Origin of the sequence: Pseudomonas sp. NPDC078416 (assembly GCF_050268485.1) — a bacterium.
Taxonomy (GTDB): Bacteria; Pseudomonadota; Gammaproteobacteria; order Pseudomonadales; family Pseudomonadaceae; genus Aquipseudomonas.
The window spans coordinates 16,572-34,040 of record NZ_JBNNGV010000035.1; the positions used below are offsets into that span (position 1 = coordinate 16,572).

The 17,469-nt window shown below is 60.4% G+C and carries 17 protein-coding genes; 6 read left to right on the forward strand and 11 right to left on the reverse strand.

Annotated features, from left to right (window positions below):
• Positions 1–157 precede the first annotated feature (157 nt).
• Genes ACQKEN_RS22270 through mexE form a run of 3 tightly spaced genes read right to left on the reverse strand, consistent with a single transcriptional unit; the run spans position 158 to position 6,000 of the window.
• Positions 158–1,555: an efflux transporter outer membrane subunit gene (locus tag ACQKEN_RS22270; RefSeq protein ID WP_427688816.1), complete on the reverse strand. Its 1,398-nt coding sequence runs from the start codon at positions 1,553–1,555 to the stop codon at positions 158–160.
• Entirely contained in the window at positions 1,555–4,746 is a 3,192-nt protein-coding gene (locus ACQKEN_RS22275) for an efflux RND transporter permease subunit (RefSeq protein WP_074889479.1), read from the reverse strand. Before ACQKEN_RS22275 ends, ACQKEN_RS22270 begins: the two co-directional genes overlap by 1 nt.
• Before the next feature lie 12 nt (positions 4,747–4,758).
• The gene (gene mexE, locus ACQKEN_RS22280) at positions 4,759–6,000 is read right to left on the reverse strand and encodes a multidrug efflux RND transporter periplasmic adaptor subunit MexE (protein WP_427688818.1); all 1,242 of its coding nucleotides are present in this window, start codon (positions 5,998–6,000) and stop codon (positions 4,759–4,761) included.
• A gap of 291 nt (positions 6,001–6,291) precedes the next feature.
• Between mexE and ACQKEN_RS22285 the strand changes: the two genes are divergently transcribed.
• Positions 6,292–6,606: a helix-turn-helix domain-containing protein gene (locus ACQKEN_RS22285; RefSeq protein WP_427688820.1), complete on the forward strand. Its 315-nt coding sequence runs from the start codon at positions 6,292–6,294 to the stop codon at positions 6,604–6,606.
• Complete coding sequence (locus ACQKEN_RS22290) at positions 6,599–7,858, forward strand: type II toxin-antitoxin system HipA family toxin (protein ID WP_427688822.1); 1,260 nt, start codon at positions 6,599–6,601, stop codon at positions 7,856–7,858. The genes ACQKEN_RS22285 and ACQKEN_RS22290 overlap by 8 nt, the downstream gene beginning before the upstream one ends.
• Before the next feature lie 295 nt (positions 7,859–8,153).
• On the opposite strand, the gene ACQKEN_RS22295 is transcribed toward ACQKEN_RS22290, so the two are convergent.
• Positions 8,154–8,285 (reverse strand): hypothetical protein, encoded by a 132-nt coding sequence (locus ACQKEN_RS22295; protein ID WP_427688824.1) that lies wholly within the window; start codon positions 8,283–8,285, stop codon positions 8,154–8,156.
• 12 nt (positions 8,286–8,297) lie between these two features.
• Between ACQKEN_RS22295 and ACQKEN_RS22300 the strand changes: the two genes are divergently transcribed.
• Complete coding sequence (locus ACQKEN_RS22300) at positions 8,298–9,338, forward strand: alpha/beta fold hydrolase (protein WP_427688826.1); 1,041 nt, start codon at positions 8,298–8,300, stop codon at positions 9,336–9,338.
• Between the two features lie 89 nt (positions 9,339–9,427).
• Here the strand turns inward: ACQKEN_RS22300 and ACQKEN_RS22305 are convergent, their stop codons facing one another.
• Positions 9,428–10,597 carry a mandelate racemase/muconate lactonizing enzyme family protein gene (locus ACQKEN_RS22305; RefSeq protein ID WP_427688828.1) on the reverse strand — a complete coding sequence of 390 codons (1,170 nt, stop codon included), beginning with the start codon at positions 10,595–10,597 and terminating at the stop codon, positions 9,428–9,430.
• A gap of 111 nt (positions 10,598–10,708) precedes the next feature.
• Between ACQKEN_RS22305 and ACQKEN_RS22310 the strand changes: the two genes are divergently transcribed.
• Positions 10,709–11,617 carry a LysR family transcriptional regulator gene (locus tag ACQKEN_RS22310; RefSeq protein ID WP_427688830.1) on the forward strand — a complete coding sequence of 303 codons (909 nt, stop codon included), beginning with the start codon at positions 10,709–10,711 and terminating at the stop codon, positions 11,615–11,617.
• 119 nt (positions 11,618–11,736) lie between these two features.
• Here ACQKEN_RS22310 and ACQKEN_RS22315 read toward each other — a convergent pair whose 3' ends face one another.
• Both ACQKEN_RS22315 and namA read right to left on the reverse strand, forming a co-directional pair.
• Positions 11,737–12,120, reverse strand: coding sequence for a nuclear transport factor 2 family protein (locus ACQKEN_RS22315; RefSeq protein WP_427688853.1), 384 nt, complete (start codon positions 12,118–12,120; stop codon positions 11,737–11,739).
• A 124-nt stretch (positions 12,121–12,244) separates the two neighbouring features.
• Positions 12,245–13,288, reverse strand: coding sequence for an NADPH dehydrogenase NamA (gene namA / locus ACQKEN_RS22320; RefSeq protein ID WP_427688832.1), 1,044 nt, complete (start codon positions 13,286–13,288; stop codon positions 12,245–12,247).
• Positions 13,289–13,400: 112 nt separating this feature from the next.
• On the opposite strand from namA, the gene ACQKEN_RS22325 reads away from it, so the two are divergent.
• Positions 13,401–13,784 (forward strand): winged helix-turn-helix transcriptional regulator, encoded by a 384-nt coding sequence (locus ACQKEN_RS22325; RefSeq protein ID WP_427688834.1) that lies wholly within the window; start codon positions 13,401–13,403, stop codon positions 13,782–13,784.
• Between the two features lie 176 nt (positions 13,785–13,960).
• Positions 13,961–14,314 (forward strand): hypothetical protein, encoded by a 354-nt coding sequence (locus ACQKEN_RS22330; protein ID WP_427688836.1) that lies wholly within the window; start codon positions 13,961–13,963, stop codon positions 14,312–14,314.
• A 143-nt stretch (positions 14,315–14,457) separates the two neighbouring features.
• Here ACQKEN_RS22330 and ACQKEN_RS22335 read toward each other — a convergent pair whose 3' ends face one another.
• The 4 genes from ACQKEN_RS22335 to ACQKEN_RS22350 form a co-directional block, all read right to left on the reverse strand.
• The gene (locus tag ACQKEN_RS22335; RefSeq protein WP_427688838.1) at positions 14,458–14,835 is read right to left on the reverse strand and encodes a hypothetical protein; all 378 of its coding nucleotides are present in this window, start codon (positions 14,833–14,835) and stop codon (positions 14,458–14,460) included.
• Positions 14,836–14,922: 87 nt separating this feature from the next.
• Positions 14,923–15,528: a DMP19 family protein gene (locus ACQKEN_RS22340; protein ID WP_427688840.1), complete on the reverse strand. Its 606-nt coding sequence runs from the start codon at positions 15,526–15,528 to the stop codon at positions 14,923–14,925.
• Between the two features lie 37 nt (positions 15,529–15,565).
• Positions 15,566–16,198, reverse strand: a complete 633-nt coding sequence (locus ACQKEN_RS22345) for a hypothetical protein (RefSeq protein WP_427688842.1) — start codon at positions 16,196–16,198, stop codon at positions 15,566–15,568.
• Positions 16,199–16,337: 139 nt separating this feature from the next.
• Entirely contained in the window at positions 16,338–17,252 is a 915-nt protein-coding gene (locus ACQKEN_RS22350) for a LysR family transcriptional regulator (protein WP_065990323.1), read from the reverse strand.
• Positions 17,253–17,469: the final 217 nt, after the last annotated feature.

The window sequence follows — 17,469 nt, forward strand, 5'->3', positions numbered from 1 at the left end:
GTGACTTCCTCGGGCGCTCCCTCGGTGTTTATCAACGGGCCAGAAAAAAGCCCCGAACTTTGTGGGTTCGGGGCCTTCGAGAGGGGCAGATCGTGGCGGTCGATCAGCGCTGCAGATCTGCCGCCGGTCAAACGATCCCGCCGTTCATCCCGTCACCTCAGGCGTTTGGCTGCCAGCCACCGCCCAGGGCTTTGTAGATGGCGACGATGCCGCGGTACAGATCGATCTCGGCCTGGGCCTGGCTGTCTTCAGCGGCTAGACGCTCACGTTCGGCGTCCAGCAGGACGAGGAAGTCTGCCGTGCCTTCGCGGTACTGGATGTTCGCCAGATTGGCCGCCGAACGGCTGGCTTCACTCTGCCGCACCAGTGACACCAGACGCTGCTGACGCTTGTCGTAGTCGCTGAACGCGTTTTCGGTTTCTTCCAGGGCCAGCAGCACTTGCTGCTCGTAATTGGCCAGCGCGCCTTCGGCATCGGCGTTGGCGCCGCGAATCCGCGCCCTCACGCTGCCCAGGTCAAACGCCGCCCAGGTGATGCTCGGGCCGAGGCCCCACGCTTGAGCCGCGCCGGAACCGATCTGCGAACCGCGGCTGGCCGTGAAGCCCAGGAAACCGCTTAGGCTGACCCGTGGAAACAGGTCGGCCGTCTGCACGCCGATGCGTGCGGTCTGCGCCGCCAGTTGCCGCTCGGCGCTGCGCACGTCCGGACGGTTTTCCAGCAGTTTGGTCGGATCACCGATCGGCAGGGCCTTGGAGATCGCCGGCAGTTTGGCCGGGGCGAGGGTCACAGTCATGGCGTCCGGACGTTCGCCGAGCAGGGTGGCGATGCGGTTGCGTTCACGTACCTGTTCGGCCTGAAGCTGCGGAATGGTGGCTTCCACCGCCGCCAGACGCGCGTCGGAACGGACCACGTCGAGTTCGTTGCCCACGCCTTCGTCACGCAACTGGGCGGTCACCCGGCGGGAGTCCTGCTGGTTTTTCAGGTTGTCCCGGGCGATGTTTTCGCGCAGTTGGGCGCCACGCAGCTGGCCATAGGCGTCGACCAGCTCGGCGATCATCGTCACCTGCAGCTGATAGAGGTTGGCCTCGGCAGCTTGTTGATCGGCGTCGCTGGCTTCCAGTTCGCGCTGAATGCGGCCGAACAGGTCCAGCTCCCACGCCATGTCCAGGCCCAGGTCATAACGTTCCTGATTGACCCGGTGCTCGGTTTCACCCGGCACCTGAGCGCGGCCAATCTGGCTGCTGGCACGGCTGGTGACCACCGGCATGGCGTCGTTGCTGATGTCGTCCCGAATCGCACGGGACGCCTTCAGACGGGCGAAGGCGACGCGCAACTCGCGGTTGCCCTGCAGCGATTCGGCGACCAGTTTGTTCAGGGTCGGGTCGTCGAATTGCTGCCACCAGATGGTCTCGATGTGGCTGCGGTCATAGGCGCGCTGGGTGGCGGCCTGGATGTTGGCCGCCGCCGTTTCCGGCTTCTTGTAGTCCGGGCCGACGGCGCAGGCCGCCAGCGCCAGCACCAACAGGCTCGGCAGGAAGAGTTTTGCAGCCTTCATCAATGAGCCTCCGGGGCGGTGGTCTGAATGCGTTGTGCCTTGGCCGCCTTGCGAGCCTCTTTGCGTCCAACGTAGTTACGGATCAGTACATAGAAGACCGGCGTCAACAGCAGACCGAAGAAGGTCACACCGAGCATCCCGGAGAACACCGCCACGCCCATGGCATGACGCATCTCGGCACCGGCGCCGCTGGACAGCACCAGCGGAACCACACCCATGATGAACGCGAAGGAGGTCATCAGGATCGGCCGCAGACGCAGGCGGCAGGCTTCAAGCACAGCCTCCAGCGGGGTCTTGCCCTTGTCCTGCTCATCCTTGGCGAACTCGACGATCAGAATGGCGTTCTTGCACGCCAGGCCCACCAGTACGATCAGGCCGATCTGGGTGAAGATGTTGTTGTCGCTCCCGGCAATGATCACACCGGCAATGGCCGACAGCAGGGTCATCGGTACGATCAGGATCACCGCCAGCGGCAGGCTCCAGCTTTCATACAGCGCAGCCAGTACCAGGAATGCCAGCAATACGCAGAGCGGGAAGACCAGCAACGCGGTGTTGCCCGACAGGATCTGTTGGTAGGTCAGGTCGGTCCACTCGTAGGTCATGCCGTTGGGCAGTTCTTCCTTGAGCAGTTTTTCCATCGCCACCTGCGCCTGACCCGAGCTGAAACCTGGACCCGCCGCGCCGTTGATCTCGGCGGTGATGAAGCCGTTGTAGTGCATGACGCGGTCCGGGCCCGAGGTGTTGGTGACTTTCAACAGCGTCGCCAGCGGGATCATCTCGCCACGGTTGTTGCGCACTTTCAGCTGACCGATCTGTTCAGCGTCCTGACGGAACTGCTGCTCAGCCTGCACGTTGACCTGATAAGTCCGGCCGAAACGGTTGAAGTCGTTGGCGTACAGCGAGCCCAGGTAGACCTGCAGGGTGTCGAAGATGTCGCTGATCGGCACACCGAGGGTCTTGGCCTTTTCGCGGTCGATGGCGGCATCGACCTGGGGCACGTTCACCGTGTAGCTGGTGAACAGCGCAGCCAGTTCCGGCACGCTGCGGCTCTTGCCAATGATGTTCATCGTCTCTTTGTACAGCTCGTCGTAACCCAGGTTGCCACGGTCTTCGATCTGCAGACGGAAACCGCCAATGGTGCCCAGGCCTTGTACCGGCGGCGGCGGGAAGATCGCCATGTAGGCTTCCTGAATGCCCGCATATTTGCCGTTGAGGGCGCCCGCGATGGCACCGGCCGACTGGTCGGCTGCCGTGCGATCTTCGAAGGGCTTGAGCGTGACGAAGACGATGCCGGAGTTCGGGCTGTTGGTGAAACCGTTGATCGACAGGCCCGGGAAGGCCACGGCGCTTTCAACGCCCGGTTGCTTCAGCGCGATGTCAGACATGCGCTTGATCACGTCTTCGGTACGGTCCAGGCTCGCGGCGTCCGGCAATTGCGCGAAGGCGACCAGGTACTGTTTATCCTGCGCCGGCACGAAACCGGTCGGCGTGGTGGAGAAACCCAGCCAGGTCATGACGATCAGGCCGGCGTACACCACCAGTGCCACACCGCTGACGCGAATCACCCGACCCACCGTGCTCACATAACCGTTACTGGCCTTGACGAAAAAGCGGTTGAACGGCCGGAACAGCCAGGCGCCAAACAGCTTGTCGAGGAAGCGCGAGAAGCCATCCTTCGGTGCATCGTGAGCGCGCAGCAGCACGGCCGCCAAGGCAGGTGACAGGGTCAGGGAGTTGAAGGCCGAGATCACCGTCGAGATGGCAATCGTCAACGCAAACTGTTTATAGAATTGCCCGGTCAGGCCGGAGATGAACGCCGCCGGAATGAACACCGCACACAGCACCAGGGCCGTGGCGATGATCGGGCCGGTCACTTCACGCATGGCGATCTGCGTGGCCTCCATCGGTTCATGGCCCAACTCGATGTTCCGCTCGACGTTCTCCACTACCACGATGGCGTCGTCCACGACGATACCGATCGCCAGTACTAACCCGAACAGCGACAGCGCGTTCAGCGAGAAGCCGAACAGGTGCATGACCGCGAAGGTACCGATCAGCGAAACCGGCACCGCAGCCAGCGGGATGATCGAAGCGCGCCAGGTCTGCAGGAACAGAATCACCACGAGTACGACAAGGATCAGCGCTTCGAACAGAGTGTGAACCACCGCCTCGATCGAGCCGCGCACGAAGATCGTCGGGTCATAGACGATGCTGTAGTCCATGCCTTCCGGGAAGTTTTTCTTCAGCAGTTCCATTTCGCCGCGCACTTCGTTGGAAATGTCGATGGCGTTGGAGCCCGGGCGCTGGAAGATCGGGATCGCCACCGCCGGCTGGTTGTTCAGCAACGAACGCAAGGCGTACTGGCTGGAGCCCAGTTCGACGCGAGCGATGTCTTTGACCCGGGTGATTTCTCCGTTGTCGCCGGCGCGAACGATGATGTTTTCGAACTCTTCTTCAGAGACCAGACGGCCCTGGGTGTTGATCGACATCTGGAAGCTGGTGGCGCTCGGGGAGGGCGGTGCGCCCAGTTGACCGGCGGCCACCTGACGGTTTTGCTCGCGAATGGCGTTGACCACGTCGGTCGCGGTGATGTTGCGCGAAGCGGTTTTGTTCGGGTCGAGCCAGACACGCAGCGAGTAGTCGCCCATGCCGAACAGCTGCACGTCGCCGACGCCGTTCAGGCGCGCCAGCTCATCCTTGATGTTGAGGACCGCGTAGTTGGACAGGTACAGCATGTCGTAGCGCTGATCCGGCGAGGTCAAGTGGACCACCATCGTCAGGTCAGGCGAAGCCTTGTCCACGGTGATACCGATACGCGTCACTTCTTCCGGCAGCTTGGGCTCGGTCCGGGTGACCCGGTTCTGCACTTGCACTTGAGCGGTGTCGAGGTTGGTCCCCAACGCGAAGGTGATGGTCAGGGTCAGCTTGCCGTCGGCCGTGGCCTGGGAGGACATGTAGAGCATGTTCTCGACGCCGGTGATCGCCTGTTCCAGTGGCGCGGCGACGGTTTCGCCGATCACTTTAGGGTTGGCGCCGGGGAAGTTGGCGCGCACGACAACGGTCGGCGGCACGACTTCCGGGTATTCACTGATCGGCAGCTGGAACAGCGAGATCGCGCCGGCGATCAGGATCAGCAGCGAGAGCACCGCCGCGAAGATCGGTCGCGTGATAAAGAACTTGGAGAAATTCATCGTGTGTGTCCCTTAACCGCGTGGCGTGGCGGAAGCAGCCACCTTGGCGTCCAGCTTCGGCTGGGCCTTGGGTTGGTTGCTGGCTTCGAGCGCCTGGCGTTGTTGTTGCAGTGCGGTGAGTGTTTCGGCGCTGGCCATCGGCGTGTCCTGCGGGTCGACCGGAGAGCCCGGGCGCACGCGCTGCAGACCGGTGACGACGATGCGGTCATCTTTGCCCAAGCCGCTGCGCACGATGCGCAAGCCCTCAAGCTTCGGCCCCAGCTCGACGCTGCGGTAGATCGCCTTGTTGTCCTTGTCGACCACCAGCACGAATTTCTTGCCCAGGTCGGTGCCGACCGCTTCGTCCTTGATCAGCATCGCCGAATAGGTGCCGCTGCCGACCAGCTTCAGGCGTGCGTACAGGCCCGGGGTGTATTCGCCCTTGCTGTTGTCGAACACGGCGCGGCCACGGATGGTGCCGGTGCGCGGATTGACCTGGTTGTCGACGAAGTTCATCTGACCCAGGTGCGGGTTTTCGGCTTCGTTGGACAGGCCCATGTACACCGGCGTGGTCGCGCCACGTTTGCCGTCGCGAGCCAGCTGGTTGTACTTGAGGAACACGCGCTCGTCGGCGTCGAAGTAGGCGTAGACCTTGTCGGTCGAGACCAGGCTGGTGAGGATGCTCTGGTCGGCGGTGACGATGTTGCCGGCGGTGATTTCGGCGCGGCTGACGCGGCCGGTGATCGGCGCAGTGACGCGGGTGAAGCTCAGGTTCAGGCGCGCCAGATCAAGCTGCGCCTGGATGGCGGCAACGGCGGCTTTGGATTCCTGGGCGGTGGTGGTGCGCGAATCGGCGAGTTCGGCGGAGATCGCGTTGTTGGTGCGCAGGCGTTCGCCGCGCTGGGCTTCGTTGGTGCTGCGCTGGGCCGCGGCCTTGGACTGCTGCAGTTGCGCTTCCAGACGATGCACTTCCGCTTCAAACGGGCGCGGGTCGATCTGGAACAGCAGGTCGCCTTTCTTGACCAGCTCACCGTCAGTGAACGCAACCGAATCGATCTGGCCGGAAACACGTGGGCGCACCTGAACGGTTTCCGGCGATTCGAGGCGGGCGGTGACTTCGTCCCACTCGTTGACCGGTTGCTCGATCACCTTGGCCACGTTGACTTTCGCCGCCGCCGGCGCAACCGTCGCTTCAGGCGTCCGGCCGCACGCGCTGATGACCACCAGGGTCAACGCGGCGAGGGGATAGCGCAAAGGAGTTAAAGACTGAAGCATGGGAGAATCCGCCGATGTTATTGAGATGGGCGGATAATGTTCTCGGGGGTGTTATTGCACGAATCGAATGACGCGAAGGTAACTATCAGTCGTAATGATGTTCGGCGTAATAAAAGGTCTGTAATCGATCCGTCGCACCTTCCTGATGCGCCGTCATATAAATCCATTATATTGGGTCTTATATGCGTTATATGAGCATAAGACACATTATAATGGAGTTATGCAGGTTGAGCTTGTTAGTGGACTGGCCCATACTTGCTCGCGTCAAAGGCACACAGGCCACTCACGCTCATGATGGATTTAAGCTTCAGCAAGCCCGGCGAAATCGTCGACCGCCTCTGCGCCCGGTTGCGCGCCGAGCGCCTTGCGCTGCAGATGACCCAGGCCGACGTCGCCAGCCGCGCCGGCGTAGGCGTTAATACCGTTTCAAATCTCGAAGCCGGGCGCAATGTCAGCTTCGAAAATCTGGTCCGCGTGGCCATGGTCCTCGGCCGCACCAAGGAACTGGAGGGGCTGTTCATGCCCAGGCTCGACAGCCTGGATGACATTCGCCGCTACGAAGCCGCTGCCGAGCGCCAACGTATAAGGAAGTCGGGCGATGCTTGAGCAGGTCGAGGTGTATTACAACGGCTGGGACGAGCGCTGGCTGTGGGGCACGTTAGTGTCGACGACGGCCATCACCGGTCGCCCGCAGATTGTCTTCGAGTACAGCGAGGAGGCCCGCTCCAGAGGCCTGGAGCTGTCGGCCTACACGCTGCCACTGGAAGGTCCGCGCCTGCGCCGTGGCTTCGCCGCCCACCAACTCGGTCTGCCGGGGCCGGTTTACGACGCGTTGCCGGATGGTTGGGGCATGCTGCTGATGGACCGGTTGTTCAGGCGTCGCCAGCTCAATGCGGCGCGCATCGGACCGCTGGAGCGACTGGCCTACATCGGGAATACGGCCATGGGCGCACTGTCGTTCGAGCCTGTTGCGCCCGAGGGACTGGAGCCCCAGGCCCATGTGCCCATCGAATTGCTGGCCGCCGAGATTCAAGAGGTGATGCAGGGTGACGGCGGAGAATTTCTGCACACGCTGATGCGTGTCGGCGGCTCGCCCCAAGGTGCGCGACCCAAGGCGCTGGTCTACCGCGATCCCGAAACAGGTGCTTTCACCACTGCTGCGACGCCAGGTTTTGAGGCCTGGCTGATCAAGTTTCCGGCCAAAGGCGAGCACGCCGAAGTCTGCGCCATCGAGATGGTCTACGCCCACTGCCTGCGTCTGTGTGGGATCAAGACGCCTGACACTCAGCATTTCATCTTGCCCGATGGCCTGGCGGCGTTCGCCAGCCGACGCTTCGACCGGATCCAGGGCAAGCGAGTGCCGATGCAAAGCCTCGCCGCGTTTACCGGCGCGGACTACACCTCGCCGGGATCGCTGGACTACGTCAACTTCCTGCGGGCGACGCAACTCTGCACCAACGACGTCCGCGAGAAAGCCATCGCCTTCGAGCGTGCCGTGTTCAATGTCGCGTTCAACAACCGCGACGATCATCCGAAGAACTTCGCCTACCTCATGTCGGCGTCCGGTACCTGGACCTTGGCGCCGGCGTATGACGTGACCTTCTGCGAGGGCCCGGGCGGTTATCACCAAATGGACGTGCTGGGCGAGGCGCTGGCGATCGATCGAAAGGCGATGCTCCGGCTTGCTGATGAGGCCGAGGTTTCAGCGGAGAAAGCGGGCGGGGTGATTGACGGGATCTGTGAGGTGGCGAGTCGGTTCACAGCGATCGCCTATCAGACCGGCCCAGGGCTTATCACGCCGGAAACCCTTGGGATGCTTAAGGTGCGGATTGATGAAAACGTCGCGTTATTGCGCTGATAAATGCTCCACCCGACGTCGGCTTTCCGGTGTGACGTCTGGCGCTTTCCCGGCTGAAGCCGGTCCTGCCGGGGCATGCGGTGCTTTTAGTGGGACCGGCTTTAGCCGGGAAGAGGCCGGCATGAACACCCTCACATTTGCAGCGTGACCACTGATGCTTTCCCGGCTAAAGCCAGTCCCACTGGGATGCACGGTGCTTTTAGTGGGACCGGCTTTAGCCGGGAAGAGGCCGGCATGAATACCCTCACATTTGCATCTTGACCACTGACGCTTTCCCGGCTGAAGCCAGTCCCACTTAGGTATGCAGTTTGCTGTCGCTGTTCTCATGAGACATGACAGCGTTGCAAAAACCGCAATGGTGAGTTGAGTTTACTGGTGATTCACGGTCTTTACTGCGGTCAATACCATTCGGCATGAATTCACTCATGCAGGTCTCCTGATGACTACTTTCGATTCGACCAATGCCTCGAACAGCAAACTCGGCGTCAGTCGCCGCGGCATCTTGCAAGCGTCTGCGGTTGGAGCGGCGTCTGCGTTGGCTGCTTCACTCGTGAGCGCTGCACCCGCCAGCGCACAGCCTTCTGCCCGGCACAGCAGCGCCGAGTTCGACGATGCCTTCCGTGTGAGGTTCCACACGCAAAAGGTCGGCGACGTCGAGGTGTTCTACCGCGAAGTCGGTGCGAAGGATGCGCCAGTACTGTTGCTACTCCACGGCTTCCCGAGCGCAAGCCATATGTTCCGCACCCTGATGCCGCTGCTGGCCAGTCAATACCGCCTGATCGCGCCCGACTTGCCCGGTTTCGGCAACACCCTGGCGCCGCCGCGGGGCGAGTTCGATTACACCTTCGACAACCTCTACAAAGTGGTCGAGGGTTTCACCGAGGCCCTCGGGTTGAAGAGGTACGCGCTGTACATCTTCGACTATGGGGCGCCCACCGGCCTGCGCCTCGCCGCCGCCAACCCGGAAAAGGTGACGGCCATCATCAGCCAGAACGGCAACGCCTACCTTGAAGGTTTCAGCGATCAGTGGGACCCGTGGCAGGCCTATTGGCGTGATCCTTCGCCGGACAACCGTGAAGCCTGTCGACCGTCGCTGTCGCCCAAGACCATCCGCGACTGGCAATACGGCACCGGTGCGGATCCCGAGAAACTCTCGCCGGACGGCTACAACCTCGACATTTTTTACATGGCCCGGCCCGGCGCGGAGGAAATCCAGCTGGACCTGATTCTCGACTACCGCAGTAACGTGGCGGCCTATCCCGCCTTCCAGGCGTATCTGCGCAAGCATCAACCGCCCTTGCTCGCGGTGTGGGGCAAGCACGACCCGGCCTTCATCCCGCCGGGCGCGCTGGCGTTTCGCAAGGACATCCCGAATGCCGAAGTGCAGCTTCTGGAGGCAGGACACTTCGCCCTGGAGACCCATGCGCCCGAGGTTGCGCAGTACATTCGGGATTTTCTGTCGCGAAAGCTGCAAGTCTGAAACGACCGCCATACGGTCCCGGATGCGCGGGCGTCAGGAATGACGCATGTGTCTGCGGCCTCTTTCAAAGGGCCGTAGACAGGGGTTGATCAGCCTTCACCCAACTCGCGCATGACGGCGTACAAGGCGGACTTCGCTTCGAACCCGACACCCGGGATATCCGGCAATCCGACGTAGCTGTTTTCCACCTTGATCCCGTCAGCGAAACCGCCGAAGGGCTGGAACACGTCCGGGTAGGATTCGTTGCCGCCCAGGTGCAGGCCGGCGGCAATGTTCAGGGACATCTGGTGACCACCGTGGGGCACCACGCGGCGGGACGACCAGCCCATGTCTTCCATTACTTTCAGGGTGCGCATGTATTCCACCAGTCCGTAGGACAGCGCGCAGTCGAACTGCAGGAAATCGCGATCAGGGCGCATGCCGCCGTGGCGCAGCAGGTTGCGGGCGTCCTGATGGGAAAACAGGTTTTCACCCGTGGCCATGGGCAGCTCGTAGTGATTGGCAAGCTCGGCCTGGAGTGCGTAGTCCAGCGGGTCACCGACTTCTTCGTACCAGAAGAGGTTGTATTGCTTGATGGCTTCGGCATACGCAATGCCCGTTTCCAAGTCGAAACGACCATTGGCATCCACCGCCAGCCGACGTCCATCCCCGACCACCTCAAGCACTGCCTCGATGCGGCGGATGTCTTCGTCCAGGGGCACGGCGCCGATCTTCATTTTGACCACGTCATAGCCGCGATCCAGGTAGCTCTGCATCTCTGCCTTGAGCTTGGTCTGGTCTTTGCCCGGGTAGTAATAGCCGCCTGCCGCATAGACCCAGACTTTGTCATCGGCCACGCCGTTGCGGTAACGGTCAGCCAGCAGGCGATACAGCGGTTTGCCTTCGATCTTGGCGACTGCGTCCCAGACCGCCATGTCAATGGTGCCCACCGCGACCGAGCGCTCACCGTGGCCGCCTGGCTTTTCGTTGGTCATCAGGGTTTTCCAGATGGCGAACGGGTCGAGGTTGTTGTTTTCATGATCGACCAGGGTGTCGGGGTCGGCTTCGGTCACGCGCGCCAGGAAGCGATCACGCATCAGCGCGCCCTGGCCGTAGCGACCGTTGGAGTTGAAGCCGTAGCCGATAACAGGTTTGCCGTCGCGAATCACGTCGGTGATGACCGCCACGACCGAGCAAGTCATTTTGGAAAAATCGATGTAGGCGTTGGCGATGGGCGAAGCAATGGAAACGGTTTTTTCACGGATGTCGACGATGCGCATGACGGTTCCTCTTGTTGTACGTGCTGTTGTTCGTGGCCCCACGTTAGGCTTTGCGACGACACCCGCCCAATGCTATTAATGCCGCACCCTATGCACAGGAGGCATGGCCCCTTGGAACTCGTCTGGCTCGAAGACCTTTCAGCGCTGGCGGAGTACGGCAGCTTCGTCCGTGCCGCCGAAGCCCGGCACGTCACCCAGCCGGCCTTCAGCCGCCGAGTTCGCTCGCTGGAGAACTGGATGGGCGTGGAGTTGTTCGTACGCACACCCCAGGGCGCAACGCTGACGGAAGCCGGGCGGCAGATTTTGCCCAGTGCTCAGGAGGCTGCCCGGCACCTGTACCGGATGCGCAACGAGGCCCAGGAAGTGGCCGGGATGGCCGCGCGGTCACTCAAATTCGCGGCCACGCATTCCCTGTCGTTCACCTTCTTTCCCAAGTGGCTGCGAAGCTCGGAAAACGCCGCGCTCATCGAGGCTGTCCAGCTGCACTCCGACAGCATGGCCGTCTGCGAGCAGATGCTGATCCATGGCCAGGTGCAGTTTCTGCTCTGCCATCGCCACCCCGACGTGCCGCCGCTGCTGGCACCTGATCAGTTCATTAGCAAAAAAGTGGGGGAGGACGTGCTGGTGCCCCTGGCGAGCACATCGACCTGCTTTGGCACCACGCCGGCGGCGTTGCCATATCTGGCGTACACCCATGAATCCGGGTTGGGCCGTATCGTCGCCCACCGACTGCGGGGCAAGGAAGATTACCTTCACCTCAAACCGCTGTTCAGCAGCCACCTTGCTGCGGTGCTGATGTCCATGGCCCTGGAAAGCAAAGGCGTGGCGTGGCTGCCGAAAAGCCTGACCGAGCAGGAAGTGCTGGAAGGGCGCCTGGTCAGAGCGCTCGATGAGAGCTGGGACATTCCGCTGGAAATTCACCTGACCCGGCCAAAGGCGCAGTTGAGTCAGGCGGCGGAAGCGTTTTGGGGTGAGGCGGGCGGTGGTGGCGGGTTGGCTTTGGGCGGACGGGCGGGGTGAGTCGATCAGCTTAATGGACCGGCACCTGGCGTTTTAAAAGACCGAGACATCAGGTTGAAGATCACTCTTCGCTGCGGCCCGATTCTCGTTCTTCTAATGTCAGTCTGCCCAAGCCTCCATCAAGACCCCGTATGCGCCTGGAAGATTTTGCTGACCACCGCCCACTTGCCCTCGACTTTCAGTAACTGAAAGAAATCAGTGAAAGAGAGGCCCGACATGTCATTGGCGTCGATCCGAGCGCTGGCTGCAGTCCCGACGATTTCGATACGGGTTATAGCAGCCTGGGCGTTCGGGGACGGACGAAAGTCTTCATCGATTCCCTTGAACAGAGTCGTAATCGCCCCGCCAGCAAGCTTGCCATCGGCGCCGACGCTGTACATCGTCGCATGTTCGTTGAACGCGGGTTTCATGATGCTGCTGTCGGCGCGCCTGCAGCCCTCGATGTATTTATTCAGCACTTCGGTGATGGCCTGGTATTCATATACGTAGGTAGGTTTATTCACGATTGTATGACTCACTTGTTTGTCATGGGGTTGAGTATCTGCCTGAGCAATTGCGCCCAGACTGGAAATCAGAGCGACAAAAAGCCAACGCTTCACTGAAGTCATTTTCATGTGTTCACTCTTATCAATGAGCAGTGGTATTCAGCCAGACAGATCCATAACGAGTGTAGGCGGTAGGGATCTCAATGATTTCTTCTAGATCATCGGCAGCGGTGCGAACCCAGAATGGATCTCGCAGCATTTGCCGGCCCACGAACACCAGGTCGGCTCGGCCGTTTTGCAGAATTTCTTCAGCCTGACGTCCGCTCTGAATGACACCTACAGCGCCTGTCGCGATATGCAGTTCCTTGCGTAGCAACTCTGCGGCCGGCACCTGATAGCCCGGGTAGGTCTGCACCTTGACCATCTTGATACCGCCGGAACTGCAGTCGATCAGATCAACACCTTGCTCTTTCATCCACCGACCGTATTCAAGGAATGACTCAGGCGTGTTGCCGCCTTCCGCATAATCAGAGCTGGATATGCGAACGAACAGTGGGCGGTCCCCCCAATGGGTTTTGACTTCCTCCAGCACTTCGCGCAGAAAACGATAGCGACGTTCGGCATCTCCGCCATATTCATCGTCGCGGGTATTGGCCAGCGGGGAGAGGAACTCACTGAGCAAGTAACCGTGGGCGGCATGAATCTCGAGGACGTCGAAACCGGCTTCGCTGGCACGTGGTGCAGCATCGCCGTAAAGCTTGACCAGGCCCGGAATTTCATCCGTTGCGAGCGCGCGGGGAACCGGGCTGTTTTCTGTGAAGGGAATGGCCGATGGCGCGATGTGAATTAGATTGGGCAGATCAGCGTTGCGTCCGGCATGGCCGATCTGCGCGCCGGCTTTTGCGCCAAAACCGTGAAGCAATTCAACCAGCGTTTTCAGGCCAACAACGTGTTCATCGCCCCAGATACCGAGGTCACCGGCGCCGATACGGCCGTCGGCGTGGACAGCCAGTGTTTCTGGAAAAATCAGCCCCGCCTGACCCAATGCGCGAGCGCCGTAATGAACGCGGTGCCAGTCAGTAACGAAGCCGTCATCCGCTGCCATGTGCATGCACATAGGGGACATGACAACGCGGTTTTTGAGTGTGAGGCCTTTGATTGTGTGGGGGGACAGCAACAAGCTCATCTGGCGGATTCCATAGTGATCAATATGGAATGATGCTAGCGTACGCAGCACGTGCGAGTAAGTACGCACAATAATGTGCTGTAGGCACACTTTTTATACCGTGGTGATCCCCGTGAAGAAATGTAATCCCCAGGATGAACTCGAAGCGTTCGCTTGCCCCGTTGCGTTTACGGTCGATGTCATTGGCGGAAAGTGGAAATCGCTCATCCTCTTCCACCTGATGTCAGGCACGCAGCGCTTCAATGAGCTGCGTCGCTCGATACCCGACATCACTCAGAGGATGCTGACACTGCAGTTGAGAGAACTGGAAACTGACGGGGTTATTCATCGCGAGATCTACCGCGAAGTACCGCCCAAGGTGGAGTATTCGCTGACGCAACTGGGAAACTCTCTCGTGCCATTGGTGAGTGCCATGCGCGAGTGGGGCGCGGTGCATGAACGCACGATTCTGGAACTGCGGCGGACGGCGGCCGCTGACGATAAGGTCGGGGCGTAGTTGTCATCGATCAATTGCTGCAGGTCCTGATCGAAGCTTGGCGCAATCACCTTGTAACTGTCAGTCAGTCTGTCCAGAAACACTGAGTTTTTGAACAGTGGCGGGGCGACTGGTAGTAGCGGGTCGCTTACTGTTCGCATGGCCCCGTCGCCAACGCCCTTTGCAGGAGCACACCCATGAGCGACATTGAATTACTGTCTTTGTCTCCCGACGGTCGCTACCAAGTCCAGGCGATCCCGTGGGAAGCAGGCAACTCCCATTGGGTGTTCCCGCCGCAAATCATCGATACCCAAAACGGGAACGTGGTGTTTGGCTTCGAGGATGATCTGTGGTCGGCAGACCGCAGCACCTGGCTAAGCCCGAACCGGGTTGAACTCAAGCTGCGTAAATACCCGGGCCACCGGGGACGTCTAGGGCTCACGGTGATCATTGAATGTGCGCGACGGACCGCCGAATATGGCGATGGCACCCACATCGACTTGGCGCGCCTGGAGAGCACCCTTGAAGGCATGCTCGACCTGCTCGGCTGAACCCAGTAGTCAGCAAGGAGCTGAATGATGAATTGGAAAGCCCTGGAACAGGCGCTGTTCCCATGCAGTCGCTCTCGCAACGTCAACGGTGATCAGCTCAAACAGATCGCGTGGGAGATAGCCCAGTAGTTCTTATTCAACGTTCATTGCCTCGGCAGCGAGTAGTGCTTGATGCGGCAAGGATAAGCATGACCGTCGCCTTTACAGGTGCCGTCCAGGTACCGGTAATCAAAGTGAACCACTTGCCCTTTTTTTGGCCAGCTTCGGCGTGGAAGCACCGCCTGATAGTCCGAGGTTTCGGGCGTAAACATGAAAGTCGTGCCCTGCTCCGGGCAGATCACATTGGCCGTCTTTGGGTGCACTTCCAGGATCTCGGCCTGCAACTGTGGAAATGGGTTAGTCATGACATCGGTAATCCGCAACTTCATCCTGCAGATTTGCCACGATGATGCCAAGGCGGGTTGGCAGAACAGTGAAAGCATCACCGTAAACAGTGCGTAGTAGGGGAGCTGATGTTTCATTGTTGGCGTTGCTCTTCAATCAGTGTGCAGGGGACGTCCATGTTCAGTTTCTCTTGGGTAATGAGTCTTTTGCGGCATGGCTGGTTGTCAATCAACCTCCATTTTGAACAAGCGGTGCTCGCGGGCGTACCTTAGCAAGCGCTCGTCGAGTTTTTCGGTGTCCAGATAAAATTGCGTATCGAGGGCATCCAGCGCGGCTAAGCAATCAAGGTCCGGCTCGTCTTCGCAGGTGGGCATGCTCAATTGGCGCAAGCCCTGGTCGCTCGGCACGGGCTGGGTACCGAAGAGCAGACGCCTGACCTCTTCCAGCAGCGCCAACGTCTGCGTCGCTCCCAGTTCAAGGAGACCCGCGCAAGCGTTGGCGCAGTGCTCCCCCGAGGAGTTTCCGAAGTACTGGTAGAAGCCGCCGTTATAGACCTCACCCTGTAATACGCTGACGGCGTAATAGTGCTGTTCTGCCAATGCCAGCCCTGAGAAGCCTTCGGGGGTGTTGTGTACGGGGTTGACCAGCGCCTCCCAATACAAAGCTTGCGGGCTGGCGATGTAACGCTTGCGCTCTTCGGCCCGGAGTTTGCCGTCTTCGGTACTCTGCCGATAACCGCCCTTGCACGGTATGCACATCCCGTCGTTGCGCGCAGCCGTGGTTGCCAATAACAAGTTTGCGCAAATTCGACAGGGTTGTTTTTCGCTCATGGACACTCCGCTATGGTTCTGCAACTGCAAGGCATACTCAGCGCATCCAGTCGCGCAGTACTGTGAATTCGACAGGGTCTGACTGCTCGAGCTTTTCCAGCAACGCTTTCTCATCCTCTTGAGAAACGAAGGCGTTAACTATTTTCGAGGGGCTCCGGGGGCCATCCTTGAAGGGCATGGCCACACAGGGTCTGGAAAAAAGTTCGGCAAGCAGCGCACGGTCTGCAGGAAGCAGTGCTGGATGGAGCAATTGCACTTCATGAATGAGTGCTGCGCCAATCTCGGTTTGATGTGTCAGGTGGGACAAGTTGGCCGCGATGCGCACATAGTGGCTCGCCACCCATGACGATATGTCGGTGTGGGCAAGGCTTGTCGTCTGCCCGTAATGCAGTGCTTGCGCAATACCCGTCGCCCCGTTTTCAAGCCGCACGAAGCAGTAAGATTCACCGCCTCCATTAGTTGCGAAAGGCAGGAACGTTCGACCTTGCTGGTCATCCGGATTGAGCCACTCATCAATTTCGCGCTCGGCCTCTTCGGCATCAAGCCAAAACAAGTCGTAAGCACTGCGCATGGTCCCTTTGTCCGATTGCGCTAAGGCAATCAGTGCCGAAAAACGTTCCGGTAGCTCAATGCCGATCTTGAGTGCAAGCTTTTGAAAATGGGCTTCCATTTCAGCGGCCGTCCTTGCTTCACAATAAGCGGTTTCTTTGCCATGCAGCCGATACTTCAAGCACCAGAACTCGGAAGGTAGCGTCCGTCATTGCCCGACGCCCTCACTTCCGAGTAGAGACCAAGTACTCAGAATTTCATCACAAGCTATCCGGATCCCCAAAAAACATCTGAATCCGCGACCGCAACCATCTTTCCCCGGGGTCATTGTCCTGCGACCCGCGCCAAGCCATGTGCAGCTCGAACGTACGCGATTCGATCGGCAACTCTTCCGAGCGCACCCCCCCGGCAGCCGTTAGTACGGCAGCCGCGTAGTCCGGCACGGTCGCCACAATGTCGGTCCCTGCAATCAGCGTGGCCAGCCCGTTGAACTGCGGAACCGCCAGCACGACGTGGCGTTTGCGGCCGATTTTTTCCAGGTGCTCATCGATGAAACCGCCCAGGTCACCGGCAAACGACACCAGGGCGTGGGGGCGGGCGCAGAAGTCGTCCAGGGTGATCGGCCCCGGCATGGTGTCGGCGCGCAGGAGTTTGGGTTTGCTGCGGCGCAGCACTTTGCGCTTGGCGTTGGCGGGGAGGTCGTCGGTGTAGCTGACGCCGATGGAGATTTCCCCGGAAGACAGCAGCGCCGGCATCAGGATGTAATTGGTGCGACGCACCACCAGCACGATGCCCGGTGCCTCGGAGCGCAGGCGCTTGAGCAGTGAGGGCAGCAGGGCGAATTCGACTTCATCGGACAGGCCGATGCGGAACACCGCGGTGCTGGTGGCCGGGTCGAAGTCGGCGGCGCGGCTGACGGCGGTGGAAATGGAGTCCAGGGCAGGGGACAGCAGGCCGAAGATCTCGATGGCCCGCGCGGTGGGTTCCATGCTGCGCCCGGTGCGCACGAACAGCGGATCGTCGAACAGCCCGCGCAGCCGCGACAACGCCGCACTGATCGCCGGCTGACCGAGGAACAGCTTCTCGGCAGCGCGGGTGACGCTGCGTTCATGCATCAGTGTTTCGAAAACGATGAGCAGGTTGAGGTCGACGCGACGCAGGTCGTTGCGATTCATGACGGGGGTCTCGGGGACATGGGTCGATACAGGTTCAAAACAGCAGCGGCGGCCCAGACGCGCGCCACGTGTGTAACTCAGGCAGGGATATTACGGGTAAATACCGGTTGTCTGCATCGTTGAATTTTCCTGCGTGGCTGTAAATGCGCTTCCCGCCACCACCGATCAGGCCCGCTGACGCGCGTCGATGAAACCTTGACGGATATAAACACACCAA

What these genes read in the sequence shown, in the direction of transcription:
- ACQKEN_RS22335 (WP_427688838.1), bottom strand. Translation starts at nt 14,835, where the DNA reads ATGAAACATCAGCTCCCCTACTACGCACTGTTTACGGTGATGCTTTCA.
- ACQKEN_RS22330 (WP_427688836.1), top strand. Translation starts at nt 13,961, where the DNA reads ATGAGCGACATTGAATTACTGTCTTTGTCTCCCGACGGTCGCTACCAA.
- ACQKEN_RS22295 (WP_427688824.1), bottom strand. Translation starts at nt 8,285, where the DNA reads ATGAGTGAATTCATGCCGAATGGTATTGACCGCAGTAAAGACCGTGAA.
- ACQKEN_RS22305 (WP_427688828.1), bottom strand. Translation starts at nt 10,597, where the DNA reads ATGCGCATCGTCGACATCCGTGAAAAAACCGTTTCCATTGCTTCGCCC.
- ACQKEN_RS22345 (WP_427688842.1), bottom strand. Translation starts at nt 16,198, where the DNA reads ATGGAAGCCCATTTTCAAAAGCTTGCACTCAAGATCGGCATTGAGCTA.
- ACQKEN_RS22350 (WP_065990323.1), bottom strand. Translation starts at nt 17,252, where the DNA reads ATGAATCGCAACGACCTGCGTCGCGTCGACCTCAACCTGCTCATCGTT.
- ACQKEN_RS22290 (WP_427688822.1), top strand. Translation starts at nt 6,599, where the DNA reads ATGCTTGAGCAGGTCGAGGTGTATTACAACGGCTGGGACGAGCGCTGG.
- ACQKEN_RS22285 (WP_427688820.1), top strand. Translation starts at nt 6,292, where the DNA reads ATGATGGATTTAAGCTTCAGCAAGCCCGGCGAAATCGTCGACCGCCTC.
- ACQKEN_RS22275 (WP_074889479.1), bottom strand. Translation starts at nt 4,746, where the DNA reads ATGAATTTCTCCAAGTTCTTTATCACGCGACCGATCTTCGCGGCGGTG.
- namA (WP_427688832.1), bottom strand. Translation starts at nt 13,288, where the DNA reads ATGAGCTTGTTGCTGTCCCCCCACACAATCAAAGGCCTCACACTCAAA.
- mexE (WP_427688818.1), bottom strand. Translation starts at nt 6,000, where the DNA reads ATGCTTCAGTCTTTAACTCCTTTGCGCTATCCCCTCGCCGCGTTGACC.
- ACQKEN_RS22270 (WP_427688816.1), bottom strand. Translation starts at nt 1,555, where the DNA reads ATGAAGGCTGCAAAACTCTTCCTGCCGAGCCTGTTGGTGCTGGCGCTG.
- ACQKEN_RS22340 (WP_427688840.1), bottom strand. Translation starts at nt 15,528, where the DNA reads ATGAGCGAAAAACAACCCTGTCGAATTTGCGCAAACTTGTTATTGGCA.
- ACQKEN_RS22300 (WP_427688826.1), top strand. Translation starts at nt 8,298, where the DNA reads ATGACTACTTTCGATTCGACCAATGCCTCGAACAGCAAACTCGGCGTC.